Source organism: Pseudomonas sp. BIOMIG1BAC (genome assembly GCF_001705995.2).
GTDB lineage: Bacteria > Pseudomonadota > Gammaproteobacteria > Pseudomonadales > Pseudomonadaceae > Aquipseudomonas > Aquipseudomonas sessilinigenes.
This window is the reverse complement of the sequence record NZ_CP049045.1, coordinates 5,989,105-6,014,813: the sequence shown is the minus strand read 5'-3', so window position 1 is coordinate 6,014,813 and position 25,709 is coordinate 5,989,105. Positions and strand designations below refer to the sequence as shown.

General features: G+C 65.4%; 26 protein-coding genes. 19 read left to right on the top strand and 7 right to left on the bottom strand.

Annotated elements, in window-relative coordinates; all coding sequences use genetic code 11:
* Positions 1 to 10: 10 nt before the first annotated feature.
* The 3 genes from kdpB to ATY02_RS27775 are packed head-to-tail and all read left to right on the top strand — an operon-like array spanning position 11 to position 5,525.
* The gene (gene kdpB / locus ATY02_RS27785) at positions 11 to 2,083 is read left to right on the top strand and encodes a potassium-transporting ATPase subunit KdpB (RefSeq protein ID WP_068579334.1); all 2,073 of its coding nucleotides are present in this window, start codon (positions 11 to 13) and stop codon (positions 2,081 to 2,083) included.
* Positions 2,084 to 2,139: 56 nt separating this feature from the next.
* Positions 2,140 to 4,833, top strand: a complete 2,694-nt coding sequence (locus ATY02_RS27780) for a sensor histidine kinase (protein ID WP_068579338.1) — start codon at positions 2,140 to 2,142, stop codon at positions 4,831 to 4,833.
* Positions 4,830 to 5,525, top strand: coding sequence for a response regulator (locus ATY02_RS27775; RefSeq protein WP_068579340.1), 696 nt, complete (start codon positions 4,830 to 4,832; stop codon positions 5,523 to 5,525). Before ATY02_RS27780 ends, ATY02_RS27775 begins: the two co-directional genes overlap by 4 nt.
* On the opposite strand, the gene ATY02_RS27770 is transcribed toward ATY02_RS27775, so the two are convergent.
* Positions 5,504 to 5,656 carry a hypothetical protein gene (locus ATY02_RS27770; RefSeq protein ID WP_164823721.1) on the bottom strand — a complete coding sequence of 51 codons (153 nt, stop codon included), beginning with the start codon at positions 5,654 to 5,656 and terminating at the stop codon, positions 5,504 to 5,506. The genes ATY02_RS27775 and ATY02_RS27770 overlap by 22 nt on opposite strands.
* Before the next feature lie 184 nt (positions 5,657 to 5,840).
* Between ATY02_RS27770 and ATY02_RS27765 the strand changes: the two genes are divergently transcribed.
* The 5 genes from ATY02_RS27765 to ATY02_RS27745 all read left to right on the top strand — a co-directional run bounded on the left by ATY02_RS27765 (position 5,841) and on the right by ATY02_RS27745 (position 9,102).
* Complete coding sequence (locus ATY02_RS27765) at positions 5,841 to 6,338, top strand: GNAT family N-acetyltransferase (protein WP_068579342.1); 498 nt, start codon at positions 5,841 to 5,843, stop codon at positions 6,336 to 6,338.
* A gap of 165 nt (positions 6,339 to 6,503) precedes the next feature.
* The gene (locus ATY02_RS27760; RefSeq protein WP_068579345.1) at positions 6,504 to 6,938 is read left to right on the top strand and encodes a YybH family protein; all 435 of its coding nucleotides are present in this window, start codon (positions 6,504 to 6,506) and stop codon (positions 6,936 to 6,938) included.
* Positions 6,939 to 7,002: 64 nt separating this feature from the next.
* Positions 7,003 to 7,347 carry a YciI family protein gene (locus tag ATY02_RS27755; protein WP_068579348.1) on the top strand — a complete coding sequence of 115 codons (345 nt, stop codon included), beginning with the start codon at positions 7,003 to 7,005 and terminating at the stop codon, positions 7,345 to 7,347.
* 22 nt (positions 7,348 to 7,369) lie between these two features.
* The gene (locus tag ATY02_RS27750) at positions 7,370 to 7,861 is read left to right on the top strand and encodes an SRPBCC family protein (protein WP_068579350.1); all 492 of its coding nucleotides are present in this window, start codon (positions 7,370 to 7,372) and stop codon (positions 7,859 to 7,861) included.
* Positions 7,861 to 9,102: an RNA polymerase sigma factor gene (locus ATY02_RS27745; RefSeq protein ID WP_068579353.1), complete on the top strand. Its 1,242-nt coding sequence runs from the start codon at positions 7,861 to 7,863 to the stop codon at positions 9,100 to 9,102. Before ATY02_RS27750 ends, ATY02_RS27745 begins: the two co-directional genes overlap by 1 nt.
* 19 nt (positions 9,103 to 9,121) lie before the next feature.
* Here the strand turns inward: ATY02_RS27745 and ATY02_RS27740 are convergent, their stop codons facing one another.
* Positions 9,122 to 9,976 (bottom strand): LysR family transcriptional regulator, encoded by an 855-nt coding sequence (locus tag ATY02_RS27740; protein WP_068579356.1) that lies wholly within the window; start codon positions 9,974 to 9,976, stop codon positions 9,122 to 9,124.
* Between the two features lie 89 nt (positions 9,977 to 10,065).
* Between ATY02_RS27740 and ATY02_RS27735 the strand changes: the two genes are divergently transcribed.
* On the top strand, positions 10,066 to 10,500 hold the full coding sequence (locus ATY02_RS27735) for a multidrug/biocide efflux PACE transporter (protein ID WP_068579359.1): 435 nt from the start codon (positions 10,066 to 10,068) through the stop codon (positions 10,498 to 10,500).
* Positions 10,501 to 10,509: 9 nt separating this feature from the next.
* On the opposite strand, the gene ATY02_RS27730 is transcribed toward ATY02_RS27735, so the two are convergent.
* On the bottom strand, positions 10,510 to 11,157 hold the full coding sequence (locus ATY02_RS27730; protein WP_068579362.1) for a TetR/AcrR family transcriptional regulator: 648 nt from the start codon (positions 11,155 to 11,157) through the stop codon (positions 10,510 to 10,512).
* A 153-nt stretch (positions 11,158 to 11,310) separates the two neighbouring features.
* Here ATY02_RS27730 and ATY02_RS27725 point away from each other — a divergent pair, with 153 nt between their 5' ends.
* From ATY02_RS27725 to ATY02_RS27710, 4 genes are read left to right on the top strand one after another with little or no spacing between them, the layout of a single operon-like run.
* Positions 11,311 to 11,919 carry a paraquat-inducible protein A gene (locus ATY02_RS27725; RefSeq protein ID WP_031320352.1) on the top strand — a complete coding sequence of 203 codons (609 nt, stop codon included), beginning with the start codon at positions 11,311 to 11,313 and terminating at the stop codon, positions 11,917 to 11,919.
* Positions 11,919 to 12,533, top strand: coding sequence for a paraquat-inducible protein A (locus ATY02_RS27720; protein WP_068605563.1), 615 nt, complete (start codon positions 11,919 to 11,921; stop codon positions 12,531 to 12,533). Before ATY02_RS27725 ends, ATY02_RS27720 begins: the two co-directional genes overlap by 1 nt.
* A complete protein-coding gene (locus ATY02_RS27715) occupies positions 12,526 to 14,217 on the top strand; it encodes an intermembrane transport protein PqiB (protein ID WP_053137139.1) in 1,692 nt (563 codons plus the stop codon). Before ATY02_RS27720 ends, ATY02_RS27715 begins: the two co-directional genes overlap by 8 nt.
* Positions 14,214 to 14,795, top strand: coding sequence for a PqiC family protein (locus tag ATY02_RS27710; protein ID WP_022640379.1), 582 nt, complete (start codon positions 14,214 to 14,216; stop codon positions 14,793 to 14,795). Before ATY02_RS27715 ends, ATY02_RS27710 begins: the two co-directional genes overlap by 4 nt.
* Positions 14,796 to 14,978: 183 nt before the next feature.
* On the opposite strand, the gene ATY02_RS27705 is transcribed toward ATY02_RS27710, so the two are convergent.
* Positions 14,979 to 15,896 carry a LysR family transcriptional regulator gene (locus ATY02_RS27705; RefSeq protein ID WP_068579511.1) on the bottom strand — a complete coding sequence of 306 codons (918 nt, stop codon included), beginning with the start codon at positions 15,894 to 15,896 and terminating at the stop codon, positions 14,979 to 14,981.
* 119 nt (positions 15,897 to 16,015) lie between these two features.
* Here ATY02_RS27705 and ATY02_RS27700 point away from each other — a divergent pair, with 119 nt between their 5' ends.
* The 5 genes from ATY02_RS27700 to ATY02_RS27680 all read left to right on the top strand — a co-directional run bounded on the left by ATY02_RS27700 (position 16,016) and on the right by ATY02_RS27680 (position 20,334).
* Positions 16,016 to 16,774 carry a 5-oxoprolinase subunit PxpA gene (locus ATY02_RS27700; RefSeq protein ID WP_022640377.1) on the top strand — a complete coding sequence of 253 codons (759 nt, stop codon included), beginning with the start codon at positions 16,016 to 16,018 and terminating at the stop codon, positions 16,772 to 16,774.
* A gap of 93 nt (positions 16,775 to 16,867) precedes the next feature.
* On the top strand, positions 16,868 to 17,110 hold the full coding sequence (locus ATY02_RS27695) for an acetyl-CoA carboxylase (protein WP_022640376.1): 243 nt from the start codon (positions 16,868 to 16,870) through the stop codon (positions 17,108 to 17,110).
* 10 nt (positions 17,111 to 17,120) lie between these two features.
* A complete protein-coding gene (locus ATY02_RS27690) occupies positions 17,121 to 18,494 on the top strand; it encodes an acetyl-CoA carboxylase biotin carboxylase subunit (RefSeq protein ID WP_068579508.1) in 1,374 nt (457 codons plus the stop codon).
* Positions 18,491 to 19,363 carry a 5-oxoprolinase subunit B family protein gene (locus ATY02_RS27685; RefSeq protein ID WP_053137130.1) on the top strand — a complete coding sequence of 291 codons (873 nt, stop codon included), beginning with the start codon at positions 18,491 to 18,493 and terminating at the stop codon, positions 19,361 to 19,363. Before ATY02_RS27690 ends, ATY02_RS27685 begins: the two co-directional genes overlap by 4 nt.
* On the top strand, positions 19,360 to 20,334 hold the full coding sequence (locus ATY02_RS27680) for a biotin-dependent carboxyltransferase family protein (RefSeq protein WP_068579505.1): 975 nt from the start codon (positions 19,360 to 19,362) through the stop codon (positions 20,332 to 20,334). The genes ATY02_RS27685 and ATY02_RS27680 overlap by 4 nt, the downstream gene beginning before the upstream one ends.
* 84 nt (positions 20,335 to 20,418) lie before the next feature.
* Here the strand turns inward: ATY02_RS27680 and ATY02_RS27675 are convergent, their stop codons facing one another.
* Together ATY02_RS27675 and ATY02_RS27670 are read right to left on the bottom strand one after the other, a co-directional pair.
* Positions 20,419 to 22,029 (bottom strand): inorganic phosphate transporter, encoded by a 1,611-nt coding sequence (locus tag ATY02_RS27675; protein ID WP_068595817.1) that lies wholly within the window; start codon positions 22,027 to 22,029, stop codon positions 20,419 to 20,421.
* Positions 22,030 to 22,274: 245 nt separating this feature from the next.
* Complete coding sequence (locus tag ATY02_RS27670; RefSeq protein WP_068579494.1) at positions 22,275 to 23,297, bottom strand: transporter; 1,023 nt, start codon at positions 23,295 to 23,297, stop codon at positions 22,275 to 22,277.
* Positions 23,298 to 23,569: 272 nt separating this feature from the next.
* Here ATY02_RS27670 and ATY02_RS27665 point away from each other — a divergent pair, with 272 nt between their 5' ends.
* Entirely contained in the window at positions 23,570 to 25,195 is a 1,626-nt protein-coding gene (locus tag ATY02_RS27665; RefSeq protein WP_068579486.1) for a methyl-accepting chemotaxis protein, read from the top strand.
* A 65-nt stretch (positions 25,196 to 25,260) separates the two neighbouring features.
* On the opposite strand, the gene ATY02_RS27660 is transcribed toward ATY02_RS27665, so the two are convergent.
* Positions 25,261 to 25,578: a PepSY domain-containing protein gene (locus ATY02_RS27660; protein ID WP_068579483.1), complete on the bottom strand. Its 318-nt coding sequence runs from the start codon at positions 25,576 to 25,578 to the stop codon at positions 25,261 to 25,263.
* Positions 25,579 to 25,709 lie beyond the last annotated feature (131 nt).

Here is a 25,709-nt window from a genome sequence, read left to right as displayed (position 1 = left end):
GACGCCGATCATGAGTAAGAACGCTCGTATAGCTTTGTTCGACCGTGGGTTGTTGTTAACGGCGTGCCTGGATGCCGTGAAGAAGTTGCTGCCCCAGGCGCAGTGGAAGAACCCGGTGATGTTCGTGGTCTACCTGGGCAGCCTGCTCACCACCTTGCTGTGGCTGCAGTCCCTGGGCGGGCAGGGCGAGGCCCCCAGCGGCTTCATCCTGAGCATCACCCTGTGGTTGTGGTTCACCGTGTTGTTCGCCAACTTCGCCGAGGCCCTGGCCGAGGGCCGCAGCCGGGCCCAGGCGGCGAGCCTCAAGGGCATGAAGCGCCAGACCCTGGCCAAGTTGCTGCAACAGCCACGGCACGGCGCGGCCTGGCTGCCCATGGCCGCCAGTGAGTTGCGCAAGGACATGGTGGTGCTGATCGAGGCCGGCGACCTGGTGCCCCTGGACGGCGAGGTCATCGAAGGCGTGGCCACGGTGGACGAGAGCGCCATCACCGGTGAGTCGGCGCCGGTGATCCGCGAGGCCGGCGGTGATTTCTCCTCGGTCACCGGCGGCACCAAGGTGCTGTCCGACTGGCTGGTGGTGCGCATCAGCGTCAACCCCGGCGAATCCTTCCTGGACCGCATGATCTCCATGGTGGAATCGGCGCGGCGGCAGAAGACCCCCAACGAGGTGGCCCTGACCATCCTCCTGGTGGGCCTGACCCTGTTGTTCCTGTTGGTGATCGTCACCCTGAGCCCGTATTCGGTGTTCGCTGTGGCCATGAGCGGCACCGGCAGCGTGGTCAGTGCCACGGTGCTGGTGGCGCTGCTGGTGTGCCTGATCCCCACCACCATCGGCGGCCTGCTGTCGGCCATCGGCGTGGCGGGCATGAGCCGGATGATGTCGGCCAACGTCATCGCCACCTCCGGCCGCGCGGTGGAGGCGGCCGGTGACGTGGACGTGCTGCTGCTGGACAAGACCGGCACCATCACCCTGGGCAATCGCCAGGCCAGCGCCTTCCTGCCGGCCCCGGGGATCCGCGACAGCGAACTGGCGGATGCCGCGCAACTGGCGTCCCTGGCCGATGAAACCCCTGAAGGGCGGAGCATCGTGGTCCTGGCCCGGCAACAGTTCGACATCGCTGGGCGCGACCTTGCGACCCTGGGTGCGAGTGCCGTGCCCTTCACCGCCCAGACCCGCATGAGCGGCGTCGATTTGCCCCAGGGCCGCTGCATCCGCAAGGGCGCCGCCGATGCCATCCGCCGCCACATCGAGGCCCTGGGCGGCAGCTTTGCGCCAGCCCTGCAGGCCAAGGTCGATGAAGTCTCGCGCCGTGGCAGCACGCCGCTGGTGGTCAGCGACGGGGCCCAGGCCCTGGGCGTGGTGGAGCTCAAGGACGTGGTCAAGGGCGGGATCAAGGAACGCTTCGCCGAGCTGCGGCGCATGGGCATCAAGACCGTGATGATCACTGGCGACAACCGCCTGACCGCCGCCGCCATTGCCGTGGAGGCCGGGGTCGACGATTTTCTCGCCGAGGCCCGGCCCGAGGACAAGCTGCAACTGATCCGCGACTACCAGGCCAAGGGCAAGCTGGTGGCCATGACCGGCGACGGCACCAACGACGCCCCGGCCCTGGCCCAGGCTGATGTGGCCGTGGCCATGAACAGCGGCACCCAGGCGGCGAAGGAAGCCGGCAACATGGTGGACCTGGACAGCAACCCGACCAAGCTGATCGAGGTGGTGGAGGTGGGCAAGCAGATGCTCATGACCCGTGGCGCGCTGACCACCTTCAGCGTGGCCAACGATGTGGCCAAGTATTTTGCTATCGTACCGGCCGCGTTCGTTGCTACTTACCCGCAGTTGGCGGCGTTGAACGTGATGCACTTGAACAGCCCGAACTCGGCGATCTTGAGCGCGGTGATCTTCAATGCCCTGATCATCGTCTTCCTCATCCCCCTGGCGCTCAAGGGCGTGAAGTACCGCTCCATCGGGGCGGCGGCGTTGCTCAACCGCAACCTGCTGATCTACGGCCTGGGCGGGGTGCTGGTACCCTTTGCCGGGATCAAGCTGATCGACATGCTGCTGGCCGGGCTCGGCCTGGTCTGACAGGACTCGCAAGGCGGCGCTCCCCGGAGCGCCGCCTTGTTCATTCAAGGATGCACATGGCTGTTCTCGACACTGGTACGACAACCCGCGACGGGCGCCCCGATCCCGATGCGTTGCTGGAAAAACTGCAGCAGGACGAGCAGGCCGCCCGGCGCGGCAAGTTGCGGATCTACTTCGGCTCCAACGCCGGGGTCGGCAAGACCTGCGCCATGCTCACCGCCGCCCGCCAGGAACTGGCCCAGGGTCGCGACGTGGTGGCCGGGATCGTCGAGACCCACGGCCGGCGCGGCACCGCCGAGCTGCTGCAAGGCATCGAGGTGCTGCCCCGGCACCAGCTGATGCACCGTGAGCATGCCTTGCCCGAATTCGACCTGGATGCCGCCCTGGCCCGCCAGCCGGCGGTATTGCTGGTGGACGAGCTGGCCCACAGCAATGTCCAGGGTTCCCGGCATCCCAAGCGCTGGCAGGACGTCGAAGAACTGCTGCGGGCCGGCATCGACGTCTGGACCACCCTCAATGTCCAGCACCTGGAAAGCCTCAATGACATCGTCAGCGGGATCATCGGCATCCGTGTGCGCGAGACGGTGCCCGATCATCTGTTCGACGAAGCCCACGAAGTGCTGGTGATCGACCTGCCGCCGGACGATCTGCTGCGCCGGCTCAAGGACGGCAAGGTGTACCTGGCGCCCCAGGCGGAGAGGGCTTCGCGCAACTTCTTTCGCAAGGGCAACCTGCTGGCCCTGCGCGAGCTGACCCTGCGTCGCACCGCCGACCGGGTCGACGCGCAGATGCGCGACTACCGCCGCGAACGCTCGATCAACGCCCTGTGGCCGGCCCGGGAGCGGTTGCTGGTGGGGATCGCCGGGGACCCGGCGGACGAGCGCCTGGTGCGCGAGGCGGCGCGCCTGGCGCAGAAACTCGAGGCCGACTGGATGGTGGTGCACGTGGCGCCGGCCCAGCGTCGGGGCATCGGCGCCAGTCGGTATGCGGCTGCCATGAAGACCCTGGCCCTGGCCGCCGAGTTCGGTGCCGAGACCGCGACCCTGCCCGGCATGGATGTGGCCGAGGCCCTGGCCGCCTGTGCCCGCGAGCACAACGCCAACCGCCTGGTGCTGGGTCATTACCCGCGCCGGGTGTGGCAGGTCTGGCACCAGTCGGTGAGTGATCGCCTCAGTCGCCAGCACCCGGAAATCGACCAGATCGTGATCGCCAATGGGCCAGCGGACCGCCAGCGTAGCGTGGCGCCCAAGCCCGAGGCCGGCCTGGCGCCCAGTCGTGCGCCGGCCTACCTGTGGGCCAGCCTGGCGTGCTTTGCCGCCACGGCGGTGGCGGCGCTGTTGTTGAAGGTCTTCGATCCGGCCAACGTGGTGATGCTGTTCCTGCTCACCGTGGTCCTGGTGGCCCTGCGCCTGGGGCGTGGGCCCGGGGTCTGGGCGGCGATGCTGGCGGTGCTGTGCTTCGATTTCTTCTTCGTCCAGCCGGTGTGGTCGTTCACGGTCAACGACACCCAGTACTTCTTCACCTTCGCCCTGATGCTCGGCATCGCCCTGATCACCGGCCAGCTCACCGCGCGCCTGCGCCACCAGGCGCGTACCGCCGCCGAGGGCGAGCGCCGGGCCACGTCCCTGGCCGGGCTGGCCCGGGAGCTGTCGGCGGCGCTCACCGAGGAGCAGATCTGCGCCGTGGCCCTGCGCACCTTCAGCGGGGTGTTCGCGGCCCGGGTCGGGCTGGCGCTGCCGGATGCCGGTGATCGCATGCGGGCCTTGAGCGCCAATGGCCTGGAACTGGACGAGAGCATCGCCCAGTGGGCCTACGATCATGGCCAGCCGGCCGGTAGCGGCACCGATACCCTGGCGGCAGCCCGGGGGCGCTACCTGCCGCTCAAGGCGCCGATGCGCGTGCGTGGCGTGCTGGTGCTGGAACTGGCGGACCCCGAGCGGCTGCGCGAGCCGGAAGAACAACGCTTGTTGCAAGCCAGCATGAGCCAGCTGGCGATCGCCCTGGAACGGGTGCACTACGTCGAGGTGGCCCAGAGCACCGTGGTACAGATGGAGGGCGAGCGCATGCGCAACACCCTGCTGGCGGCGATCTCCCATGACTTGCGCACCCCCCTGACCACCATCATCGGCGCTGCCGACGCCGCCTTGCCCCATGCCCCCGACGGCGTCCTGGCGCAGTTGCTGCGGGGTATCCATGACCAGGCCGGCTCCATGCAGCGGCTGATCGAGAACCTGCTGGACATGGCCCGCATGCAGGAGCGTGGGGTGCGTCTGAATCGCCAGTGGAACTCCCTGGAGGAGATCGTCGGCAGTGCCCTGCGCCAGTTGCGCGAGTCCCTGGCCGGGCATCAGGTACGGGTCGCCATGGCGCCGCAGTTGCCGCTGGTGGAGGTGGACGCGCTGTTGCTGGAGCGGGTACTGGTCAACCTGCTGGACAACGCTGCCAAGTACACCCCGACCGGGACCCTGGTGCAGGTCAGCGCGCGCCAGGTCGACCAGCAGATCATCCTGCAGGTCAGCGACAGCGGCCCTGGTTGCCCCAAGGGCAGTTCCCCGGCCAGCCTGTTCGAGGCCTTCAGCCGTGGCCAGCAGGAATCGGCCGTGGCCGGGATCGGCCTGGGCCTGGCCCTGGCCAAGCGTATCGTCGAGGCCCATGGCGGACGGATCGAGGCCCAGACTCACGCCGACGCCGGGCTGAGTTTTGTCATCACCTTGCCGGCGGGACAACCGCCTTCGATGGAAACCCTATGAGCAGCAGCCCACGCATCCTGATCGTCGAGGACGAAGCCAATATCCGCCGCTTCGTCGGTATCGCCCTGGAAGACGAAGGTTTCCAGGTGTTCGAGGCCGACAGCGTCAAGCGCGCGCTGATCCATGCGGCCAGCCGCCAGCCGGACCTGGTGATCGTCGACCTGGGCCTGCCGGACGGCGATGGCAAGCAACTGATCAGCGAACTACGGGGCTGGCTGGCGGTACCGATCCTGGTGCTTTCGGCGCGGGATCGGGAAGCGGAGAAGGTCGCCGCCCTGGACGCCGGAGCCGACGATTACCTGGTCAAGCCGTTCGGCGTGCCGGAGCTGCTGGCGCGGATTCGCGCGCAACTGCGTCGCCATGGCCAGAGTGGGGCGGCAGCGGCCACCAGCAAGGTGAACTTCGGCGCCATCGAGGTGGACCTGGCGACCCATGAAGTGCACCGCGACGGACAGTTGGTGCACTTGACGCCAATCGAGTACCGCCTGCTTTGCGCGCTGATCCGCGGCCAGAGCCGGGTCCTGACCCATCGTCAACTGCTGCTGGAGGTCTGGGGCCTGGACTATGTCGACCGGGCCCATTACCTGCGGGTACACATGGCCCATCTGCGGCAGAAGCTGGAAGCCGACCCGGCCCAGCCCCAGCATCTGATTACCGAGTTGCAGGTAGGTTATCGCCTGGTGGGGCTCTGAGCCCGGGCCTGGCTAGCGTCTGATACGCGCCTGTCGCGACGGCGCTCGTGCAAGAAGTCGAGGTAGAAGGTGATGCCACCGAAGGTGGCAATGGCGAACAACACGAAAAAACCGATCTGGGCAGAGCTCATGGTCTAGGTCCTTGGCAAGACGCGGCGAAGCGTCGGGGAGCTGATAGATAGTCCCTCGGCGCGAGCCTGGCCAGGGCTTATATGAAAGCTTTACGGGGCGGCCAGCGAACGCTATGCCGGTCATACATATCGCCGGGTCCTTGCTAGAATCGGCCACCCCCAACTGACTTCAGGCTGGTGTTCCATGACCGCTCCGACCCCGTTGATCCGCACCGTCCTGCCTGCCGACCTGGACCGCTGCTTCGCCATCGAGACCCTGGCCTACGAAGGCGACGAAGCGGCGACCCGGGACAAGATCGCCACGCGTATCGCCACCTGGCCCGAGGGTTTCATCGTCGCCGAGGTCGAGGGCGTGGTGGCCGGTTTCATCAACTCCGGCGCCACCTTCGAGGTGCAGATGGCCGACGAGGCCTTCAAGGAACTGGTCGGCCACGACCCGGCAGGCCCCGAGGTGGTGATCATGTCGGTAGTGGTGCATCCGGACTTCCAGGGCCTAGGCCTGTCCCGGCAGTTGCTGGAGGCGTTCATCGCGCGCATGGCTGGCGCTGGCAAGGCGCGTATCCACCTGATGTGCAAGGAGCGCCATGTGCCGCTCTACGAGCGCTTCGGTTTCGTCTACCTCAAGGCATCGGCCTCGGACCACGGCGGCATGGCCTGGCATGAGATGGTGCGGGCTCTGTAGTTCCGCCACCGCCAAAGGCCGCTATGTCGCGGCCTTTTTTGTGCCTGCATGGTTGGCGTGGTTTTTTTTCACCTGCATTGTCGATTGTGCGAAACCCCAGGCGACTAGGGATGAATCGAGCAGCCTGCTCGGTGACACCCACTTCACCTTTCGAGGAATTTCGCCATGTCCAATCCATCCAGTGAAGCCCGCGTACGCAGCCTGATCGACCACTGGCGGCAGGCGGTGATGGCCAGGGATATCGAGCAGATCGTCAGCTTCTACGCCGATGACATCGTCTCCTTCGATGCGGTCGGCGCCCTGCAATTCAAAGGCAAGGAGGCCTACCGTGCGCATTGGCAGGCTTGCATGCAGGTCTGCCCAGGCCCTGGGATCTTCGAGTTCCACCAGCTACACGTGCAGGCCAGTGACGAGCTGGCGTTCGCCCATTGGCTGGCCCATTGCGGCGGCACCGATGCCGACGGTGTGAGCAAGGCCTGCTGGATGCGGGTCAGCGCGGCCTACCAGTGCCTGGGCGGCCAGTGGCAGGTGGTGCACGAGCATTGGTCGGCGCCCTTCGATATGCAAACCGGCACTACCTTGTTCGACCTTGAACCTTGAGCCGCGGGTTCGCCAAAGGTCAAAACAGCGACCATAGTTGATCAGCCCGATCACGGAGACGTCCATGAAATACCTATGCCTGGTGTACAGCGACGAACGACTGCTGCATAGCCTGCCCGACAGCCCGCGGGACGCCGAGTGCCTGGCCTATGCCGAGGCGGTACGCGACAGCGGGCGGATGCTCGCCGCCGAGGCCCTGCAATCGGTGCAGACCGCTACCACGGTGCGCATGCGCGGCGGCAAGCTGTCGATCACCGATGGCCCGTTCGCCGAAACCAAGGAACAGCTGGCCGGCTTCTACCTGATCGAAGCCCGCGACTTGAACGAAGCGCTCCAGGTCGCCGGACAGATCCCGGCGGCCAGGGTCGGCAGCGTGGAAGTGCGTCCGGTACGTGAGCTCAATCCCTGATAACCCTAAAAGGAGTTTCGCGATGACTTTGCAGACTGCGGGCCGTGGACCCGCCACCCATGAATTGTCCATCAGTCGGTTGATCGATGCTCCGCGCCGCAAGCTGTTTCGCGCCTGGACCGAACCGGCGTTGCTGGTGCAGTGGTGGGGCCCTCATGGCATGACCACTCCGGAGTGCGAAATGGACCTGTGGGTCGGTGGCCAGTTTCGTACCTTGATGCGCGCCCCGGATGGCAGCGAGTACCCGACCATGGGGGTGTTTCTGGAGATCGACGCACCCTCGCGGCTGGTGTTCACCGATGCCTATGTGCCGGGCTGGATTCCTTCCGGCAAACCCTTCATGACCGCCGAGGTGACGTTCGAGGAGCAGGGCACAAAAACCCTCTATACCGCCCGCGCCATGCATTGGACCGAAGCCGACCGCAAGGCCCATGAGGCCATGGGCTTCCACGAGGGTTGGGGGCAGAGCCTGGAGCGCCTGGTGACGCTGGTGACCCAGGGCATGCCGGACTGATGCCGGGCCAGTCCGGTGGGGCGGTACGGGCGCTGGTGGAGCAGGTCTACCGCGAGCAGTCGCGACGCATCCTCGCCACCCTGATCCGCCTGCTGGGGGATTTCGACCTGGCCGAGGAGGCCTTGCACGAGGCCTTCTTCGTGGCGGTGGAGCGCTGGCAGGACGACGGCATCCCGACCAACCCCAGGGCCTGGCTGGTGTCCGTCGGGCGCTTCAAGGCCATCGATGGCTTGCGTCGGCGGGCACGCTTCGCTGCTTCCCAGGCTGCCCTGGCCAACCAGTTGGAGCAATTGGAGCAGGAGGACTGGAGTGGCGAGGACGTGCAAGACGATCGTCTGCGACTGATCTTCACCTGCTGCCATCCGGCCCTGGCGGCGGATGCCCAGGTGCCGTTGACCCTGCGGGAAATCTGCGACTTGAGCACCGAGGAAATCGCCCGGGCCTTCCTGGTTGCCCCGGCCACCATCGCCCAGCGCATCGTGCGGGCCAAGGCGAAGATCCGCGATGCGGCGATTCCCTACCAGGTACCGGCGCTGAACGAACTGCCCGAGCGCCTGGACAGCGTATTGCGCGTGATCTACCTGGTGTTCAACGAGGGCTATTCGGCCTCCCTTGGCGCCGAGCTGACCCGCGAGGATTTGACCTGCGAAGCGATTCGCCTGGGGCGCCTGCTCCTGGAGCTGCTGCCGGAGGCCGAGGTGATGGGGTTGCTGGCCCTGATGCTGCTGCACGAGTCGCGTCGGGCGGCACGGATGGGAGCCGATGGCGAGTTGATCCTATTGGAGAATCAGGACCGCTCCCTGTGGCAGCAAGCGTTGATGGACGAAGGCTGTGCGTTGGTGGAGCGTGGATTGCGCACCGGGCGCGGCGGCCCCTACTGCCTGCAGGCCGCCATTGCCGCCGTGCATGCCGAAGCGATTAGCGCGGCGCAGACCGACTGGCCGCAGATCGTTGGCTTGTACGATGTGTTGCTGCGCTTGCAGCCCTCTGCGGTGATCGAGCTCAACCGCGCGGTGGCCGTGGCCCAGCGCGATGGGCCGGCGGCTGGGTTGGCGCTCGTGGAGATCATCCTGCAGCGTGGCGACCTTGAGGACTACCACCTGGCGCATGCTGCCCGTGCCGATTTCTGCCGCCAGTTGGGGCAGGTGGAGGCGGCGCGCATGTCTTACCTGCGTGCCCTGGAGCTGGTTCGGCAAGCCCCGGAGCGACGGTTTCTCGAACGCCGCTTGCATAGCCTGTAGTGGCTATCGGAGGCTGCGGTTACTGCAGCATCCGCTCCAGCAGCCAGCTACCAGCCGGGCCGGGTGGGCGCAGGCGTGACCAGAGGGCGTCCACCACCACCGGGCGCGGCCAGCCCCGGACCTTGAGTTCCTGCAGCCTGCCGGCGCCGAAGTTGTCCACCAGCCAGCGTGGCAACGGGGCCCAGCCAAAGCCGCCCTGGGCCATTTCCATCAGCATCAGGTAGCTGGGGGCCGACCAGACTCGCCCCTGGGAGCGGCTTTCATCGGGGTTGAGCACGGTGGCCAGGCGCAGCTCCCGGTGTTGCCGCAGGGTTTGCTCATCGACGCGGTGCAGCTTGGCCAGGGGATGTTGGTGCGATACGAAGAGCGACACCTCGCCCTGCTCATCCATGGTCTTGTGCTCCAGGTCTGCTGGGTATTGGAGCTGCATTTCAGCAAAGGCGATCTGTGCCCGCCCACTCTGTACCAAGGCCACCAGGTCTTCGCATTCGGCAATCAGGCATTCCAGCTCCAGGTCCGGGTAGCGCTGTTCGAAGGCGCTCAGGCAGCTTTCAAAACGATCGGACTGGTAGGTGTCGGAGAGGGCCACGGTGAGCCTCGCCTCGATGCCTTGGGACAGCTGGCTGGCGGCCATTTCCAGTCGGCTGGTGGCGGCGAGGATTTCCTCGGCGCGGCGCAGCAACACCTGCCCGGCTGGGGTCAGCCCGGGTTTGCGACTGGAGCGGTCGAACAACGGCACATCAAGATCGATTTCCAGGCTGGCTACTGCTGCACTGATGGTCGACTGGCTCTTGCCCAGCTTGCGCGCGGCGGCGGAGAACGAACCCTGGGTCGCGGCCTGGACGAATGCCAGCAGCACTTCGTTGGATGCCATGATGTATCGCCTTGATCGATGGTTATTGATTATGAAGTATCGATGAGATCCTTGAATATCGCCAGCACATTCACTCAAGGAGCGCGGCGATGAGCCCACACAAATCCCTGACCGAACGCATTGCCCAGGCCGTTGCCTTCGAATTGCTGGCGTTGTTGATCTGTACGCCCTTGCTGTCCTGGATCATGGACAAACCGATGGTGGACATGGGCGTGGTGACGCTGTGCATCGGTCTTTTGGCCCTGGCCTGGAACGTGTTGTTCAACAGTCTGTTCGACCGGGCGCTCAAGGGTCTGCGGCGGGTGCGTAATGGCTGGACCCGGGTGATCCACGCCTTGCTCTTCGAGGGTGGCCTGGTTGCGTTCGCCGTACCTTTGATTGCCTGGTGGCTGGATATCAGCCTGATGCAGGCGTTGATCCTCGACATTGGCGTGCTGTTGTTCTTCTTGCCCTACACCTATGTCTACCACTGGGCCTACGACCTGTTGCGGGACAAGTGGCTGCAAGTGCGGCTGGCCCATTGAGGGCCAGCTTCAGGTCGGGCCATGCAGTTTCTCGATGACATCCAGGTAGGCCGCCAATGCCCGCGGCACTTCTTCGAGCAATAACTCGCGCTTGAGCTCCTGGTGTTCCTGGGCCCGCTGGAACAGGCCCAGGGGCAGGCCGAGCAGCGCCTGCACGCAGGTCTCGCGCTGCCGGGCGCTGGCATTGGGCAGGCGCGCCTTCAATACCCGGTCATAGAGGTTCTGCATTTGTACGTGCAGGTCCGGGGCTTGCAATTGGCCCAGGGCATAGCCCGGAGTGAGCATCTGCAGCAGGTCGGGGTGCTGCTCGATGTACTGCAAGAGCGGCAAGGTGGTTTGTTCCATCACCTGTTGGGAACTCAAGCCCCGCCAATGACTCTCATCGACGACATGCAACGGTTCGGCAATCGCGCTCATGGCGGCGATATGGCCCTGGCCCAGGGCTTCCAGTACCTGCTGCTTGTCGCTGAAAAAGTGATAGAGCGAACCGATGGAGGTGCCAGCTTCCCGGGCAATACCGTGCATGGTCAGGTTCGATACCCCCAGTTGAATCAGCAGGCGTGCGCAGGCCTGGAGAATGGCCGTGACCCGCTGGTGGCCACGAGTCTGCTTGGGCGTGCGCTGGAGCTTGGTGGAGGAGGGGGCTGTGTCGGTCATGGTCGGCGAAGTTTTCCGGGGGCGCCTATTATGGCGTAGATGGTGGTGTCCAGTCCCCGGATAAAACTAGACACTGCCCTCTACTTTTGCTGAAAATACCCGGCGGCGAGAGCCTTCCTCTGTGCTCGCCAACCTTCCGGCTTTCTGAAGAACATGACTAATTCTCGCAACTGGATCATCTGCGAACACTGCGACTCCCTGTATGAGTCCGTGCCGCTCGGTAAAGGTCAGGCGGCGCAGTGTTCGCGCTGCGGTGCGCTGCTGGCCCGCGCCCGGCACCTGAACGTGCAGCAGTTGTTCGCCCTGTCGATCACCGCCGGGTTGCTGTTCGTCTTCGCCAATTTCTTCCCGGTGATCAAGATCAGCCTCGAGGGCCTGAGCAACGAAGCGACGCTCTGGCAATCGGTGGAGGCCCTGGCCCAAGGCCGGATCAGCCTGATCGCCGCGGTCACCGGCCTGACCATCATCCTCGCCCCGGGCCTGCAGATCGTCCTGTTGTGCTGGGTGCTGGGTTTTGCCAATTTCGGCCGCGCCGCGCCGGGGTTCAAGGCCTGCATGCGCGCCCTGGAGCACCTGCGGCCCTGGAGCATGCTCGAGGTCTGCCTGCTGGGAATCCTGGTGGCCATCGTCAAGCTGGCGGGCATGCTCGACGTGCATCCCGGGCTGGGGCTATGGGCATTGGCGATGCTGACGGTGCTGATCATCCTGATTTCCGGCAAGGACATCCGCTACCTCTGGGATGACCTGGAGGGTCGCTACTGATGAGCACGCCGCCCTATGCCCGGGACCATCAACTCAAGCTGTGCCATACCTGCGGCCAGGTCTGCCAGGCATCCGAGCACTATTGCCCGCGTTGCGATTCGGCGGTGCATGCGCGCAAGACCAACAGCCTGTCGCGCACCTGGGCCTTGCTCCTGGCCAGCCTGATCTTCTACATCCCGGCCAACCTGTTGCCGGTGATGCACACCAATATCTTTGGCAATGCCAGCGAGAACACCATCATGAGTGGCGTGGTGGAGTTCTGGAAAGCCGGTTCCTGGGACATCGCGCTGCTGATCTTCATCGCCAGCGTGGTGGTGCCGGGCATCAAGTTCTTCGTCCTCGGCATTCTCCTGGTGACCTGCCAGCGCCGCTCGCGCTGGGCCCAGCGCGAGCGGGCCAGGTTGTATCGCTTCGTCGAGGTGATTGGCTACTGGTCGATGCTCGATGTGCTGGTGGTGGCCCTGGTGGCGGCCCTAGTGCAGTTTCGTGCCTTGAGCTCCATCGACCCGCGCATGGGCATTCTGTTTTTCGGTTTGGTGGTGGTGCTGACGATGTTCGCCGCCATGAGTTTCGATCCCCGGCTCATCTGGGATGTAGAGGTTGAAGATGTCTGATCATCCAGGTTCCAACGCAGCAAGTTCCCCCTCAGCCCCTGGCGCCCCGGCGCTGCGCACGCGACGCTTCAATGTCTCGCTGGTGTGGCTGGTGCCCATTGTCGCGGCCCTGGTGGGGCTGTCGATGGTGGTCCACAAGTCGATGTCGGCCGGGCCGGAGATCAGCATCAGCTTCCAGACCGCCGAGGGCCTGGAGGCCAACAAGACCCAGGTCAAGTACAAGAACGTGGTGATCGGCAAGGTGACCTCCATCGCCTTGAGCGATGACCGGCGCAAGGTGGTGGCCAAGGTCGAGCTGGACCAGTCCGCCGAGCCCTTCACCGCCGAGGACTCGATGTTCTGGGTAGTGCGTCCGCGCATCGGCGCCAGTGGCGTTTCCGGTATCGACACCCTGCTGTCCGGGGCCTTCATCGGCGCCGACGCCGGCCGCTCGGACAAGCGCAAGGACAGCTTCAAGGGCCTGGAGACTCCGCCGCCCATCACCTATGGCCAGAAGGGCAAGCGCTTCACCCTGCATACCGATGACCTGGGTTCCCTGGATATCGGCTCGCCGGTCTACTACCGGCGCATCCAGGTCGGCCAGGTGGTGTCCTACCAGTTGGCCAACAGCGGCAAGGGCGTGGACGTGAAGATCTTCGTCAACTCGCCCAACGACAAGTACGTGACCACCGATAGCCGCTTCTGGAATGCCAGCGGGGTGGACGTGACCCTTGGCGCCAACGGGCTGAAGGTCAACACCGAGTCGGTGTCGTCGATCCTCGCCGGTGGCATCGCCTTCGTCGAACCCAAGTACAGCCCCAACGCCAAGCCGGCTGAAGAGAACGCCGAATACAACCTGTTCGGGGACCAGGACACCGCCCTGGCGCCGCCAGACGGTGCCCCGTACTACATCCGCATGCGTTTCGACCAGGCGCTGCGTGGCCTGGCCATCAACGCTCCGGTGGAGTTCCTCGGGGTGAACATCGGCAAGGTGGTGTCCATGGACCTGGACTACGACCAGGAGCGCAAGTACTTCCCGACCCTGGTGGGGGCGGTGATCTACCCCGAGCGCCTGGGCAAGGCCCATGAAAAACTGCTGAAGCAGACCGGCGGCGAAGACGACGCCCGCTCCGCGCAACTGATCGGCGCCTTCGTCAGAAATGGCCTGCGGGCCCAGGCGCGCAGCGGCAACCTGCTGACCGGGCAGTTGTTCATCTCCCTGGACTTCGTGCCCAACGCCAAGCCCGTGGCCTACAACCCCAGCGCCCGGCCGCTGGAGATTCCTACCGTACCGGGCAGCCTGGACAAGCTGCAGGAGCAACTGCAAGCGACCATGGACAAGATCAGCAAGCTGCCGATCGATTCCATCGCCGCCAACCTGGATTCCAGCCTGGCGGAAATGAACAAGACCCTCAAGCAGGTCAACGGCCAGGTCCTGCCGCAGATGCGCGAAACCCTGGAGCAATCGAAGAAGACCCTGGCCAGCGCCAACGAGAGCTTCTCCGAGGACTCGCCACAGCGCCAGAGACTTGGCCAGGCCATGGAGGAGGTGCAGCGCACGGCCCGTTCGGTGCGGGTGCTCACCGACTTCCTCGGTCGCCATCCTGAGGCGCTGATTCGCGGACGCCTCAAGGACAATCAACCGGATGCCTACCAGTCGCCATCCTCCTCCGTTCGCGAATCCGTACCGGAAGCCCAGCCATGAAAACCCGTGCCCTGTTGTTGAGCCTGACCCTGGGACTTGCCGCGTGCAGCTCCGCGCCCACCCATTACTACACCCTGATGCCGCCGGTGACCGAAGGCGCCACGGCCAGGAACTCGGGATTGCAGTTCGAGATGTCCACGGTGCGCATCCCGGTCCAGGTGGACCAGCCACAGTTGGTGGTGCGCCAGGACAGCGGCACCCTGGCGATTCTCGAGACCCAGCGCTGGAGCGCGCCATTGGTGGATGAGTTCCACGATGCGCTGGCCAGCCAGATGGAGGCGAAGCTGGGGACCCGCAACCTCGAGGGCCTGCCGAAGCAGCCTGGGCGCCCGGTGCTGTCGTTGCAGACCGATGTGCGGCGCTTCGAATCCCTGCCCGGACGCTATGCCTTGATCGATGTAGTCTGGAGCCTGCGCCAGCGCAGCGAAGGCACCCCGGCCCGGAGCCTGACCTGCAGCAGCCAGATCCGCCAGCCGGCGGGCGTCGAGCTCGGCAGCCTGGTGCAGGCCCACCAGCAGGCCATCGCCCAGTTGGCCGGGCAGATCGCCGGCGCCGCCCAGCGCTGGTCCTGCCCCTGATCCGATACAGCGGCCCAAGCCGCGTCATGTCGCCGCTGCCGTTGTGCCGTGGCGATGAACGCTGAGCCGCCTCGCAAGCTCGGCAGCGGCGACAGGCAGGTATCTCCTTAGGCGCATCGCCCAGGCTTCGTGTAGCCGCTGCCGCAGGCTGCGCCCGTAATCGCTGAAGGTCGCCTGGTCGCTTCAGCGCCGGGCGGAGAGTTGCTGGGGGGCGAGGAACGCATCGCGAAAGTAGTCCCGCAGTGCTTGCATCGCCGGGGTAAAGGCGCGGTCGCGACGCCAGGCCAGGCCGACGCTCATGGGCGTGACCGGGTCGCTCAGGCTCAGGGTCTCGATGCGCTTGCCTTCCAGCGACCAGGGCCGATGCACCAGGTCCGAGAGGATCGCCACGCCGCTGCCGTTGGCCACCATGCTGCGTACCGCCTCCACCGAGCTGGTGCGCACCCGCACCCTGGGCTGTTGGCCGGCCTGTTCCCAATAACGCATGGCGCTTTGTTCCGCTTCGTCGACGGTGAGCAGGATGAACGGCTCCTCGGCCACGTCCGCCAGGCTGACGCTGGCCCGCTCGCACAGCTGGTGATGGGCCGGTAGCCACAGCCGGCGCTCGGAGTTGAACAGCGTCTCGGAGACGATGTCCGGGTGGGTCAGGTTGGCGGTGAGCACCACCGCCATGTCGAAGCGCCCGGCCAGCAGTCCCTGTTCGATGGCCTGGCGTTCCTGCTCATGCAGTTCGATGGTGACGTCCGGGTGCCAGTGCCCCAGGCGCTGCAGATGGTGCGGCAGGAAGTAGCCGATCACCGTGTAGCTGGCGGCCAGGTGCAGGGTGCCGCTGGCGCGGTAGTCGGGCAGCGGGCTGTTCAGCGCATCGTCGACGCTGCGCAGGATCACGTAGGCGCGGTTGAGGAAGTGCCGGCCGGCATCGGTCAGGCTCATGCCCTGGGCCGACCGCACGAACAGTTGCACGGCGAGCATCGCTTCCAGTTCCTTGATCGCGGTGGTCACCGCCGATTGGGAAATGTTCAGGTGGATCGCCGCCTGGGAGATCTGGCCGATCTCGGCAGTGGCCACGAAGTAACGTACCTGGCGCAGGGTCAACGACATTTCTATCCATCCATGTATCTGATTTTCAGAACAAGCTATATCTGATAATAGATCTTCCCAAGGGGTCAAGGCCGCTCTAACGTCCATCGCACGAAGTCACGAACGTTGGAGCAACAGTGATGCAGGCAGTGGATTTCAATTCGGACATGGGCGAAAGCTTCGGCCCGTGGACCATCGGCGATGGCGTCGACAACGAGCTGATGGGCTTCATCAGCTCGGCCAACATCGCCACCGGCTTTCATGCCGGCGACCCCGGCACCATGCGCCGCACCATCGAGCAGGCCCGGCTGCGGGGCGTGGCCATCGGGGCCCACCCAGGCTTTCGCGACCTGGTGGGGTTCGGCCGGCGCCACATCAACGCCCCGGCCCAGGAACTGGTGGACGACATGCTCTACCAACTGGGCGCACTGCGTGAGCTGGCCCGAGTCCAAGGCCTCAAGTTGCAGCACATAAAGCCCCATGGCGCGCTGTACATGCACCTGGCCCGGGACGAGGAGGCGGCGCGGCTGCTGGTGGAAAACCTGCAGAAACTCGAACCCGAACTGCTGCTGTATTGCATGCCCGGCTCGGTGATCTGCCGGATCGCCCAGGAGCTGGGGCAACCGGTGATCCGCGAGTTCTACGCCGATCGCGATTACGACCTCAGCGGCTCCATCGTCTTTACCCGCCGGGTGCGGGTCCTGGATCCCCATGAGGTGGCCGCCAAGGTCCTGCGCGCCTGCCAGCAAGGGCTGGTCCGCACCGTGGAGGGCGAGGACCTGGCCATCGAGTTCGATTCCATCTGCCTGCACAGCGACACCCCAGGTGCCCTGGACCTGGTGGAAGCCACCCGCGCAGCGCTGGACCTGGCCGGCATCCAGGTGCGAGCACCGCGCTGAGGCGTTGCCCGCCAAGCCTCGTGCATTGACGCGACTCCAAGCGGTTTTGCTTTTTTTGCCTGCCTTTCGACAACTATTCCAAGAGAAACAGACATGGCCGAATACAACGTCATCACCCCCTTGCCGGGCACTTTCTACCGCAAGGCCACGCCCGACTCGGCGCCTTTCGTCGAGGTCGGCGACAGCGTCAGCGCCGATACCGTGATCGGCCTGATCGAAGTCATGAAGCAGTTTTCCGAGCTCACTGCCGGCAGCGCCGGCCAGGTCGGCGCCTTCCTGGTCGAGGACGGTGACCCGGTGGAACCGGGCCAGGTCGTCGCGACCCTGGTCGAGTGAGGGCCGTCCCATGACCGAATCCATTCGCAAGCTGCTGGTCGCCAACCGTGGCGAGATCGCCGTGCGCATCATTCGCGCGGCCAAGGCCCTGGGTATTCCCACCGTCGCTGCCTGCAGCGAGGCGGACGCCGACTCCATGGCCGCGCGCCTGGCCGACGAAGTGCAGATCATCGGCCCGGCCCGGGCCGACAAGAGCTACCTGAATATCCAGGCCCTGCTGGCAGCCCTGGAGGCCAGCGGCGCCAATGCCGTGCACCCGGGCTATGGCTTTCTTTCGGAAAATGCCGAGTTCGCCGAGGCGGTGGTCCAGGCTGGGGCGATTTTCGTCGGCCCCGATGCGCGGACCATCCGCCGCATGGGCGACAAGGCCGAGGCCCGGCGTACCGCCCAGGCCGCCGGGGTGCCGGTGGTGCCCGGCTCGCCTGGCGAACTGTTCGACCTGCCAGCTGCGTTGCAAGCGGCGCAGGCGGTGGGTTTTCCATTGCTGATCAAGGCATCGGCCGGTGGCGGCGGGCGGGGTATTCGCCTGGCCGAGGATGCGGCGCAACTGGCCGAGGAGTTTCCCCGGGCACAGCGCGAGGCCCAGGCGGCGTTCGGCAACGGCGCCTTGTACCTGGAGCGGTTCATTGGTCGGGCCCGGCATATCGAGGTCCAGGTGCTGGGCGATGGCAAGCGTGCGGTGCACCTGTTCGAACGTGAATGCTCGCTGCAACGGCGGCGGCAGAAGATCTTCGAGGAGGCGCCGTCGCCGGTGCTCGATGCCACCCAGCGCGAGCAGTTGTGCAGCAGTGCGGTGCGCCTCACCGAGGCCCTGGGTTACCAGGGCGCCGGCACCCTGGAGTACCTGTATGACGACAGCACCGGCGAGTTCTTCTTCATAGAGATGAACACCCGCATCCAGGTGGAGCATCCCATCAGCGAGCTGATCACCGGTGTCGACCTGGTCCAGGCCATGTTGCGCATTGCCGGTGGCGAACCGCTGGATCTGCGCCAGGAGGATATCCACCTCAATGGCGCGGCCCTGCAGATGCGCCTGAACGCCGAGGACCCGGCGCGGGACTTCTTCCCCAGCCCGGGCAAGGTCCAGGAGTTGTCCTGGCCGCAAGGGCCGGGGCTGCGGGTCGATAGCCACCTGTATCCGGGGTACGCCGTGCCGCCTTACTACGACTCGCTGCTGGCCAAGCTGATCGTCCATGGCGCCGACCGCGAGCAGGCTCTGGCTCGGGCGCGGGCGGCCGTGGAGCAAACGACCTTGACTGGCATGGCCAGTACCTTGACCCTGCATCGCGAACTGCTGGCCGAGCCTTGGCTGGCGGGCGCGGACTTCCATACCGCAACCCTGGAAACCTGGCTGGCCGGGCGCCGTGCCGGAGGTGTCGCATGAACCAACCGATCCGCTACAGCTTTGGTGCCGACGAGCACCTGTTCGCCGAAGTCAGCGACAGCATGTCCCTTGAGGCTTTCTTCAAGGGCATGGCGGTCACCCGCGCGGTGGAGCGCCTGGCCCTGGATGGGGTACTGGACGTATGCCTGGCCAATGCCTCGTTCCAGATCCGTTTCGATCCGGATCGCATCGCGCCCCAGGCCCTGCTGGAGGCCGTGCGCGAGGCCGAGGCCGGCGCCGTGGCCGAGCGCAGCCTGCACACGCGGATCATCGAGATCCCGGTGCTGTACAACGACCCCTGGACCCATGAAACCCTGATGCGTTTTCGCGACCGGCACCAGGACCCGGACGCCACCGACCTGGAGTACGCGGCGCGGATCAATGGCCTGGCGGATGTCGACGCCTTTATCGCCGCCCACAGTGGCGCCCCCTGGTTCGTCTCCATGGTGGGTTTCGTCGCCGGCCTGCCGTTCATGTTCCAGATGGTCGAGCGCGAGCGCCAGTTGCAGGTGCCCAAGTACCTGCGGCCGCGCACCGACACGCCGAAGCTGACCCTGGGCCATGGCGGCTGCTTCGGCTGCATCTACTCGGTGCGCGGCGCCGGTGGCTACCAGATGTTCGGCGTGACCCCGGCACCGATCTACGACCCGCAGCAGCAACTGGCCTACCTCAAGCAGCACATGGTGTTCTTCCGCCCCGGGGACATCGTGCAGTTCAAGCCTATCGACCGCGAGGCCTATGACCACGCGGTGGCCGAGGTGGAGGCCGGGCGCTTCGACCTGCGCATCCGTGAGGTGGAGTTTTCCCTGGATGCCTTTCTCGCCGACCCGGTCGGTTATCCCAAGTCGCTACAGGAGGTGTTGGCATGATCAAGGTCATCAAACCGGGCCTGGCCACGTCGGTACAGGACCTGGGCCGCGAGGGCTTCTATCACCTGGGCATCCCGCCGTCCGGGGCCCTGGACCAGTACGCCCTGAGCGCCGCCAACCAACTGGTGGGCAACCCGGCTGGCGCCGCGGGCCTGGAGTGCACCTTGCTCGGGCCGGAACTTGAGTTCACTGCCGATGCCCTGGTGGCGGTCTGTGGTGCACACATGACGCCCAAGCTCGACGGCGTGGACAGGCACCTGGATACCGCGTTCGCGGTCAAGGCCGGGCAAGTGCTGCGTTTCGACTTTCCCAAGGCCGGGGCCCGGGCCTACCTGGCGGTGGCCGGTGGCATCGATGTGCCGCTGGTGCTGGGCAGCCGTTCCACCTATGCCCTGGGCGCCCTGGGCGGTTTCCAGGGGCGGCGCTTGGCGGCCGGCGATGAGCTGCCGGTGGGGATCGCCGACGGCAAGGGCCGCCCGGGGGCCAGCCTGCCCATGGCGCTGCGCCAGTCCCTGGGGGGCGAGATCAGTCTGCGGGTGGTGCCGGGGCTCTATTACGAACGCCTGAGCGAGGGGGCCAAGGCGAGTTTCTTCGCCGAACCCTGGACCGTGGGCTCGGAGGCGGATCGCATCGGCTATCGCTTCAAGGGTGGCAGTGCCCTGGGCTTCCAGCCTCGGGAGCAGCCGTTCGGTGCCGGTTCCGATCCGTCGAACATCGTCGACAGTTGTTATCCCATCGGTTCGATCCAGGTGCCGGCGGGGCTGGAGCCCATCGTCCTGCATCGGGATGCGGTGTCCGGTGGTGGCTACGCGATGATCGGCACGGTGATCAGCGCCGACCTGGACCTGGTGGGGCAGATGCAGCCCAACCAGAAGGCGCGCTTTATTCCGGTGACCTTGGAAGAGGCGCTGGAGGCCCGGCGTTCCTACAAGAAGAAACTGGCCTGCCTGAGCAAGCTGTTTGCGTCCTGATCCCCCGTCCGTGGCGGCTCACGCATCGTGTAGCCGCTGCCGCAGGCTGCGTACGGCTCGGAACGAGCCGCGGGGGACTGCCGGCTAGAACAGTTGGGTGAAGAGCCAGTACAGGCTGCCGGAGAGCAGGATCGCTGCCGGCAGGGTCAGCACCCAAGCCATGGCCAGGTTGCGGATGGTGCGCATCTGCAAGCCGCCGCCGTTGGCCACCATGGTCCCGGCCACCCCCGAGGACAGCACGTGGGTGGTGGACACTGGCAGGCCGAACATGTCCGCCGCGCCAATGGTCAGCATCGCCACGGTCTCCGCCGAGGCGCCCTGGGCGTAGGTCAGGTGGGTCTTGCCGATCTTCTCGCCGACGGTCACCACGATGCGTTTCCAGCCGACCATGGTGCCCAGGCCGAGCGCGATGGCCACCGCGATCTTCACCCACAACGGGATGAAGCGCGTGGCATTGTCGATCTGCTGCTTGAACAGTTGCAGCTTGTCGCGGGTGTCCTGGTCGAAATGGCCGACCTGGTTCTTGTCCATCAGGCGGATGGTTTCACTGGTCAGGTACATGTCGTTGCGCACGTTGCCCATGGCTTCGGCCGGAACCTTGGACAGCGAGCCATAACCCTTCACTTCATTGCCGATGGCACCGGCCAGGGCGGCCAGGGCCGGCACCAGTTCGGGCGTGGCTTGCTTGCTGCGCATGTATTCCGAGAGCACCGCGCGAGGATCGGTTGGCGCGGCCTGTGGAGCACTCTTGACCAGGGCTTGCTGGGTGACTTCGGCCACGGCGGCGAACTGCAGGGCCTGGTCGGCGGGCATGGTGCGGTTCAGGGCGTAGGCCATGGGCAGGGTGCCCACCAGGATCAGCATGATCAGGCCCATGCCTTTCTGGCCGTCGTTGGAGCCGTGGGCGAACGACACCCCGGTGCAGGTCAGGATCAGCAGAGCGCGAATCCACCACGGTGGCGGGGTGTCGCCCTTGGGCGCCTTGTACAGCGCGCGGTTCTTGACGAACAGGCGCAGGGCCAGCAATAGCAGGGCGGCGAACACGAAGCCGATCAGTGGCGAGAACAGCAGGGCGTAGCCGACCTTGGTGGCCTGGCCCCAATCCACACCGCTGGTGCCGTCGCGGCCGTGCATCAGGGCGTTGGCCACGCCGACGCCGATGATCGAGCCGATCAGGGTATGGGAGGAAGAGGCCGGCAGGCCCAGCCACCAGGTGCCGAGGTTCCACAGGATGGCGGCGATCAGCAGGGCGAAGATCATGGCGAAGCCGGCGGAAGACCCCACCTGCAGGATCAGCTCCACCGGCAGCAGGGCGATGATGCCGAAGGCCACTGCGCCGCTGGACAGCAGCACCCCGAGGAAGTTGAACAGGCCGGACCAGACCACCGCGAACTGTGGTGGCAGCGAATGGGTGTAGATCACCGTGGCCACCGCGTTGGCGGTGTCGTGGAAGCCGTTGACGAATTCGAAGCCCAGGGCGATCAGCAGCGCGACGCCAAGCAGCAGGAACGGGGTCCAGGTGGTGACCGTGGTGCCCAGTTCATGCATGTCGTGGATCAGGCTGTAGGCGGTGAACAGCAAGCCCATGGCCAATATCGCGAAGAACACCACGAGGGTGAAGGGGCCGGGTTTCTTATCCAGTTGCGGTTTGGCGTCGACGCTGGGGGAGGCGACGGTCAGGGAAGGGGTGGCCATTGCTGGACAATCCTGTGGCTGGAAGGAATGGCTTCCATGATCGTTGCCGAATGTTACAGGCAGACTGCCCCAGGTCATGGTTTGTGCAATTGACTGGCCCGTTGATCCGTTTGCCCCGGCGGCTCGTGCCGAGCCGTGCGCAGCCTGCGGCAGCGGCTACACGAGGCGGGGGTGCGGATACGCTGGTGCTGTAGCCGCTGTCGAGCGCCAGCGAGGCTGCGTACGGGCGCGCAGTGGCCGCAGGGTCAGTAGTCCTGGCGTTTGCGAAAGGCCCAGCGCCCGGCGATCACGGTGAAGGTGACCACCAGCGCCACCAGGATCCAGAAGCCTTCCGGATCGCCGGAGAACGGAATGCCGCCGACGTTCATGCCGAAGAAGCCGGCGATGATGTTGATCGGCAGGGCCAGTACCGTGACCACGGTCAGGGTGAACAGGGTGCGGTTGCTCTGTTCGTTGAGGTTGGCGGCGATTTCCTCTTGCAACAGCTTGATCCGCTCCCCCAGGGCCGTGAGGTCGTTGATGATCAGGGCGAACTCTTCGGTGGACTTGCGCAGTTCCTTGACGTCGTCCTTTTGCAGCCATTGTGGCGGTCGGTTGAGCAGGCGCAGCAACGATCCGGGTTCCAGGGCCAGCAGCCGTTGCAGGCGCACCAGTACCCGGCGCATGGCTCCCAGTTCGGCGCGGTTGGCCGAGGCCCGGGCCGCCAGCAACTGGTCTTCGATCTGGTCGACGCTGAGGCTGGTCTTGCGCACGATCTGGGTCAGGATTTCCCCCTGGTCCCGTAGCAGGTGCACCAGCAGCTCAAGGGGCGAGCGGAACTGTTCGCCAGCCTTGACCGAGGACCGCAACTTGTCCACCGAGTGCAGGGGTTGCAGGCGAGCACTGATGATCAGGTTGCTGCGCACGCAGACCCACAGGGTGGAGATGTCCGAGGACACCATGCTGCTGAAGTTGAACACCACGTCGTTGACCACCGCCAGCAGGGCCGAGTCCACGTGCTCGATGCGAGTCGAGCGCGAGCCCTCATGCAACGCTTCGAAGAACTCCTCGGGCAGTTGCAGGTGGGCCTGCATCCAGCGCTCGCAGGCGGCATGGGCCAGGTTCAGGTGCAGCCAGAGAAATTCATCCTGGTGTTCGGCAGATTGCAGGGCTTGCAGGGCCTTGGCCGAATCCAGTTCGCGACCACGTTCGCCGGGGCGGAAGCGGTAACCGTAGAGCAGGCCAAACAGATCGGAATCGCGGTGACTCTGGTCGATGCTGTGGTTCATGGGGGCTCGCAGGAGGGACGGTGCCTGGCGCGGGTTTCACAGGTTCACTTGAGCCACATCATGGCAATGCTTTTTGACGGTTTTGTGACAATTGAAAGTCCATGATTCGCCGCGTTATACCGGTGGTCGGCGGCCCTCAAGAATGTGTCGTCGATGCCGATCACGCTCACATGCCACGTGCATTCGAGCTGTCTCGAATGTGCCCGACAGGGAAGTTCGGACTTACGCATGCCTTTTCGGGCCTGTTCCTTCCCTGCCATGAGATCTCCTCGATGTTTTTGCAAAAATCCCTGAGGGCGCAAATTCTTGCCCTGCTGAGTGGCAGCCTGCTGGCGATGCTGTTGATCGCCCTGGCGTGTTTTCAATTGCTGTCCAATGGCGTGCAGAGCTACCGCGAGCTGATCGAAGGCCCGTTGCACAGTTCGCAACTGATCGACGAGGCCAACCTGCAGTTCAAGATCCAGGTGCAAGAGTGGAAGAACGTGCTGCTGCGAGGCAAGCAGCCCCAGGAAATGAACAAGTACTGGCAGCAGTTCGAAGATCGTCAGCGCGACGTGCAGAGCATTTTGGGACAGTTGGCACAGACCCCGGACCTGGAAGCGTCGCTCAAGAGCCGGGTCCAGCGCTTGGCCCAGGAGCATCTGGCCCTGGGTCAGGCCTACCAGAAGGCCCGTGATGCCTATGTGGCCGGTGGCGCCGATCCGAGTGCCGGCGATGCTGCGGTCAAGGGCTTCGACCGTGCTGCCAGCGACCAGATGAGCGAGCTGGTGACTGAGCTGCGCAAGCAAGGCCAGCAGCAGTCGTTGCAGATCAGTTCGGCCGCCGATCGTACGGTGTGGCTGGGCATCCTGGTGATGCTCGTCTCCGGCCTGTTGATCGGACTGCTCAGCCTGTGGCTGGTCAACCGCAGCCTGGTGGAGCCGATTCGCCAGTTGATCGACTACGTGGCCCAGCTCAGCCGTGGCCAGTTCTCCCAGCGGGTGGACAACACGCGCCAGGACGAACTGGGCAAGCTGGCGGCCGCGGCCAACACCCTGCGCGACTTCCTCGCCCAGACCTTCACCAGCCTGCAGCGCAGTGCCTCGGACCTGGACACCTCGAGCGGCGAGCTCAACTCCATCGCCACCTTGATGTCCCAGGGCACCAACGAGCAGTTCAGCCGTACCGACCAGGTGGCCACGGCGATGAACGAGATGTCCGCCACGGCCCAGGAGGTGGCGCGCCATGCCGCCGACGCTGCCCGTGCCGCCGACGATGCCGACCAGTCGGCGCAGCAGGGCGAGCAGGTGATGCAGAGCACCATCGACAGCATCACCCAGATGCGTGGCGAAATCGCCAATACCGCGACCGTGATCCGTCGCCTGGAAGCCGACAGCGGGCGGATCGGCAAGGTGCTGGAGGTGATCCAGGGCATCGCCGAGCAGACCAACCTGCTGGCCCTCAACGCCGCTATCGAGGCGGCCCGGGCCGGCGAGGCCGGGCGTGGTTTTGCCGTGGTCGCCGACGAGGTGCGCAGCCTGGCGCAGCGCACCGCGGCTTCGATCACCGAGATCAACCAGATCATCCAGACCGTGCAGACCGGTGCCGTGGATGCGGCCCAGGCCATCGAGAGCGGTCAGGAGCGCAGCGAGCAGAGCGTGCAACAGGTGACCGAGGCCGGGGCCATGCTCGAGCGCATCACCCAGGCGGTGGAAGCGATTCGCGACATGAACCGGCAGATCGCCACCGCTGCCGAGGAGCAGACCTCGGTGGCCGAGGACATCTCGCGCAACCTGACCGAGATCACCTCCATCGCCAGCACCAACCTGGACAACGTCCAGCGTACCGAGGCGGCGAGCCGCAACCTGCATGGCCTGTCGGGACAACTGAACGAAGTCACGGCGCGCCTGAGCGCCTGATCCCGGGACCCGCAAAACACAAGGCCGCGCCCCTTATACAGGCGCGGCCTTGTGCTATCTGCCGGTTACCGGTCTTGTTTGTTGGTCAGGACCTGGCCGGTCTTGGCATCCAGGTCCACATCCCACTCGATGCCTTTGCCGTCGCGCAATTCCACCTGGTAGACGTAGGCGCCGCTGGCAGTCTGTTCCAGCTCGGTGTCGGTGATGTTGGCGGCGCTGGTGCCGGGGTGCTGGGCCAGGGCGAGCTGGTTGAGTTTCTCCAGGTCCATGATGGCGCCCGACTTGAGCAGGCCCGGGATCAGGTCCGGACGGACATCGGCCTGGGCCAGGCCGGCGCTCAGGGTCAGGGCAGTGGCGGCCAGTAGTGCGGAGAATTTGCTCATGGATGATTCCTTGGGGGTGATGGGTTTGGATGGACACAGGTTAACCAGCGCAACTTAATTCACCCTTAATTCCCGCCACCGATTGCGCCGTTTGTTCAAGCCTGTGGCCGTGGGTGGCCGGCAAGCTGCTG

Coding starts and splice junctions, on each gene's coding strand:
- kdpB (WP_068579334.1), top strand. CDS start 11: ATGAGTAAGAACGCTCGTATAGCTTTGTTCGACCGTGGGTTGTTGTTA.
- ATY02_RS27780 (WP_068579338.1), top strand. CDS start 2,140: ATGGCTGTTCTCGACACTGGTACGACAACCCGCGACGGGCGCCCCGAT.
- ATY02_RS27775 (WP_068579340.1), top strand. CDS start 4,830: ATGAGCAGCAGCCCACGCATCCTGATCGTCGAGGACGAAGCCAATATC.
- ATY02_RS27770 (WP_164823721.1), bottom strand. CDS start 5,656: ATGAGCTCTGCCCAGATCGGTTTTTTCGTGTTGTTCGCCATTGCCACC.
- ATY02_RS27765 (WP_068579342.1), top strand. CDS start 5,841: ATGACCGCTCCGACCCCGTTGATCCGCACCGTCCTGCCTGCCGACCTG.
- ATY02_RS27760 (WP_068579345.1), top strand. CDS start 6,504: ATGTCCAATCCATCCAGTGAAGCCCGCGTACGCAGCCTGATCGACCAC.
- ATY02_RS27755 (WP_068579348.1), top strand. CDS start 7,003: ATGAAATACCTATGCCTGGTGTACAGCGACGAACGACTGCTGCATAGC.
- ATY02_RS27750 (WP_068579350.1), top strand. CDS start 7,370: ATGACTTTGCAGACTGCGGGCCGTGGACCCGCCACCCATGAATTGTCC.
- ATY02_RS27745 (WP_068579353.1), top strand. CDS start 7,861: ATGCCGGGCCAGTCCGGTGGGGCGGTACGGGCGCTGGTGGAGCAGGTC.
- ATY02_RS27740 (WP_068579356.1), bottom strand. CDS start 9,976: ATGGCATCCAACGAAGTGCTGCTGGCATTCGTCCAGGCCGCGACCCAG.
- ATY02_RS27735 (WP_068579359.1), top strand. CDS start 10,066: ATGAGCCCACACAAATCCCTGACCGAACGCATTGCCCAGGCCGTTGCC.
- ATY02_RS27730 (WP_068579362.1), bottom strand. CDS start 11,157: ATGACCGACACAGCCCCCTCCTCCACCAAGCTCCAGCGCACGCCCAAG.
- ATY02_RS27725 (WP_031320352.1), top strand. CDS start 11,311: ATGACTAATTCTCGCAACTGGATCATCTGCGAACACTGCGACTCCCTG.
- ATY02_RS27720 (WP_068605563.1), top strand. CDS start 11,919: ATGAGCACGCCGCCCTATGCCCGGGACCATCAACTCAAGCTGTGCCAT.
- ATY02_RS27715 (WP_053137139.1), top strand. CDS start 12,526: ATGTCTGATCATCCAGGTTCCAACGCAGCAAGTTCCCCCTCAGCCCCT.
- ATY02_RS27710 (WP_022640379.1), top strand. CDS start 14,214: ATGAAAACCCGTGCCCTGTTGTTGAGCCTGACCCTGGGACTTGCCGCG.
- ATY02_RS27705 (WP_068579511.1), bottom strand. CDS start 15,896: ATGTCGTTGACCCTGCGCCAGGTACGTTACTTCGTGGCCACTGCCGAG.
- ATY02_RS27700 (WP_022640377.1), top strand. CDS start 16,016: ATGCAGGCAGTGGATTTCAATTCGGACATGGGCGAAAGCTTCGGCCCG.
- ATY02_RS27695 (WP_022640376.1), top strand. CDS start 16,868: ATGGCCGAATACAACGTCATCACCCCCTTGCCGGGCACTTTCTACCGC.
- ATY02_RS27690 (WP_068579508.1), top strand. CDS start 17,121: ATGACCGAATCCATTCGCAAGCTGCTGGTCGCCAACCGTGGCGAGATC.
- ATY02_RS27685 (WP_053137130.1), top strand. CDS start 18,491: ATGAACCAACCGATCCGCTACAGCTTTGGTGCCGACGAGCACCTGTTC.
- ATY02_RS27680 (WP_068579505.1), top strand. CDS start 19,360: ATGATCAAGGTCATCAAACCGGGCCTGGCCACGTCGGTACAGGACCTG.
- ATY02_RS27675 (WP_068595817.1), bottom strand. CDS start 22,029: ATGGCCACCCCTTCCCTGACCGTCGCCTCCCCCAGCGTCGACGCCAAA.
- ATY02_RS27670 (WP_068579494.1), bottom strand. CDS start 23,297: ATGAACCACAGCATCGACCAGAGTCACCGCGATTCCGATCTGTTTGGC.
- ATY02_RS27665 (WP_068579486.1), top strand. CDS start 23,570: ATGTTTTTGCAAAAATCCCTGAGGGCGCAAATTCTTGCCCTGCTGAGT.
- ATY02_RS27660 (WP_068579483.1), bottom strand. CDS start 25,578: ATGAGCAAATTCTCCGCACTACTGGCCGCCACTGCCCTGACCCTGAGC.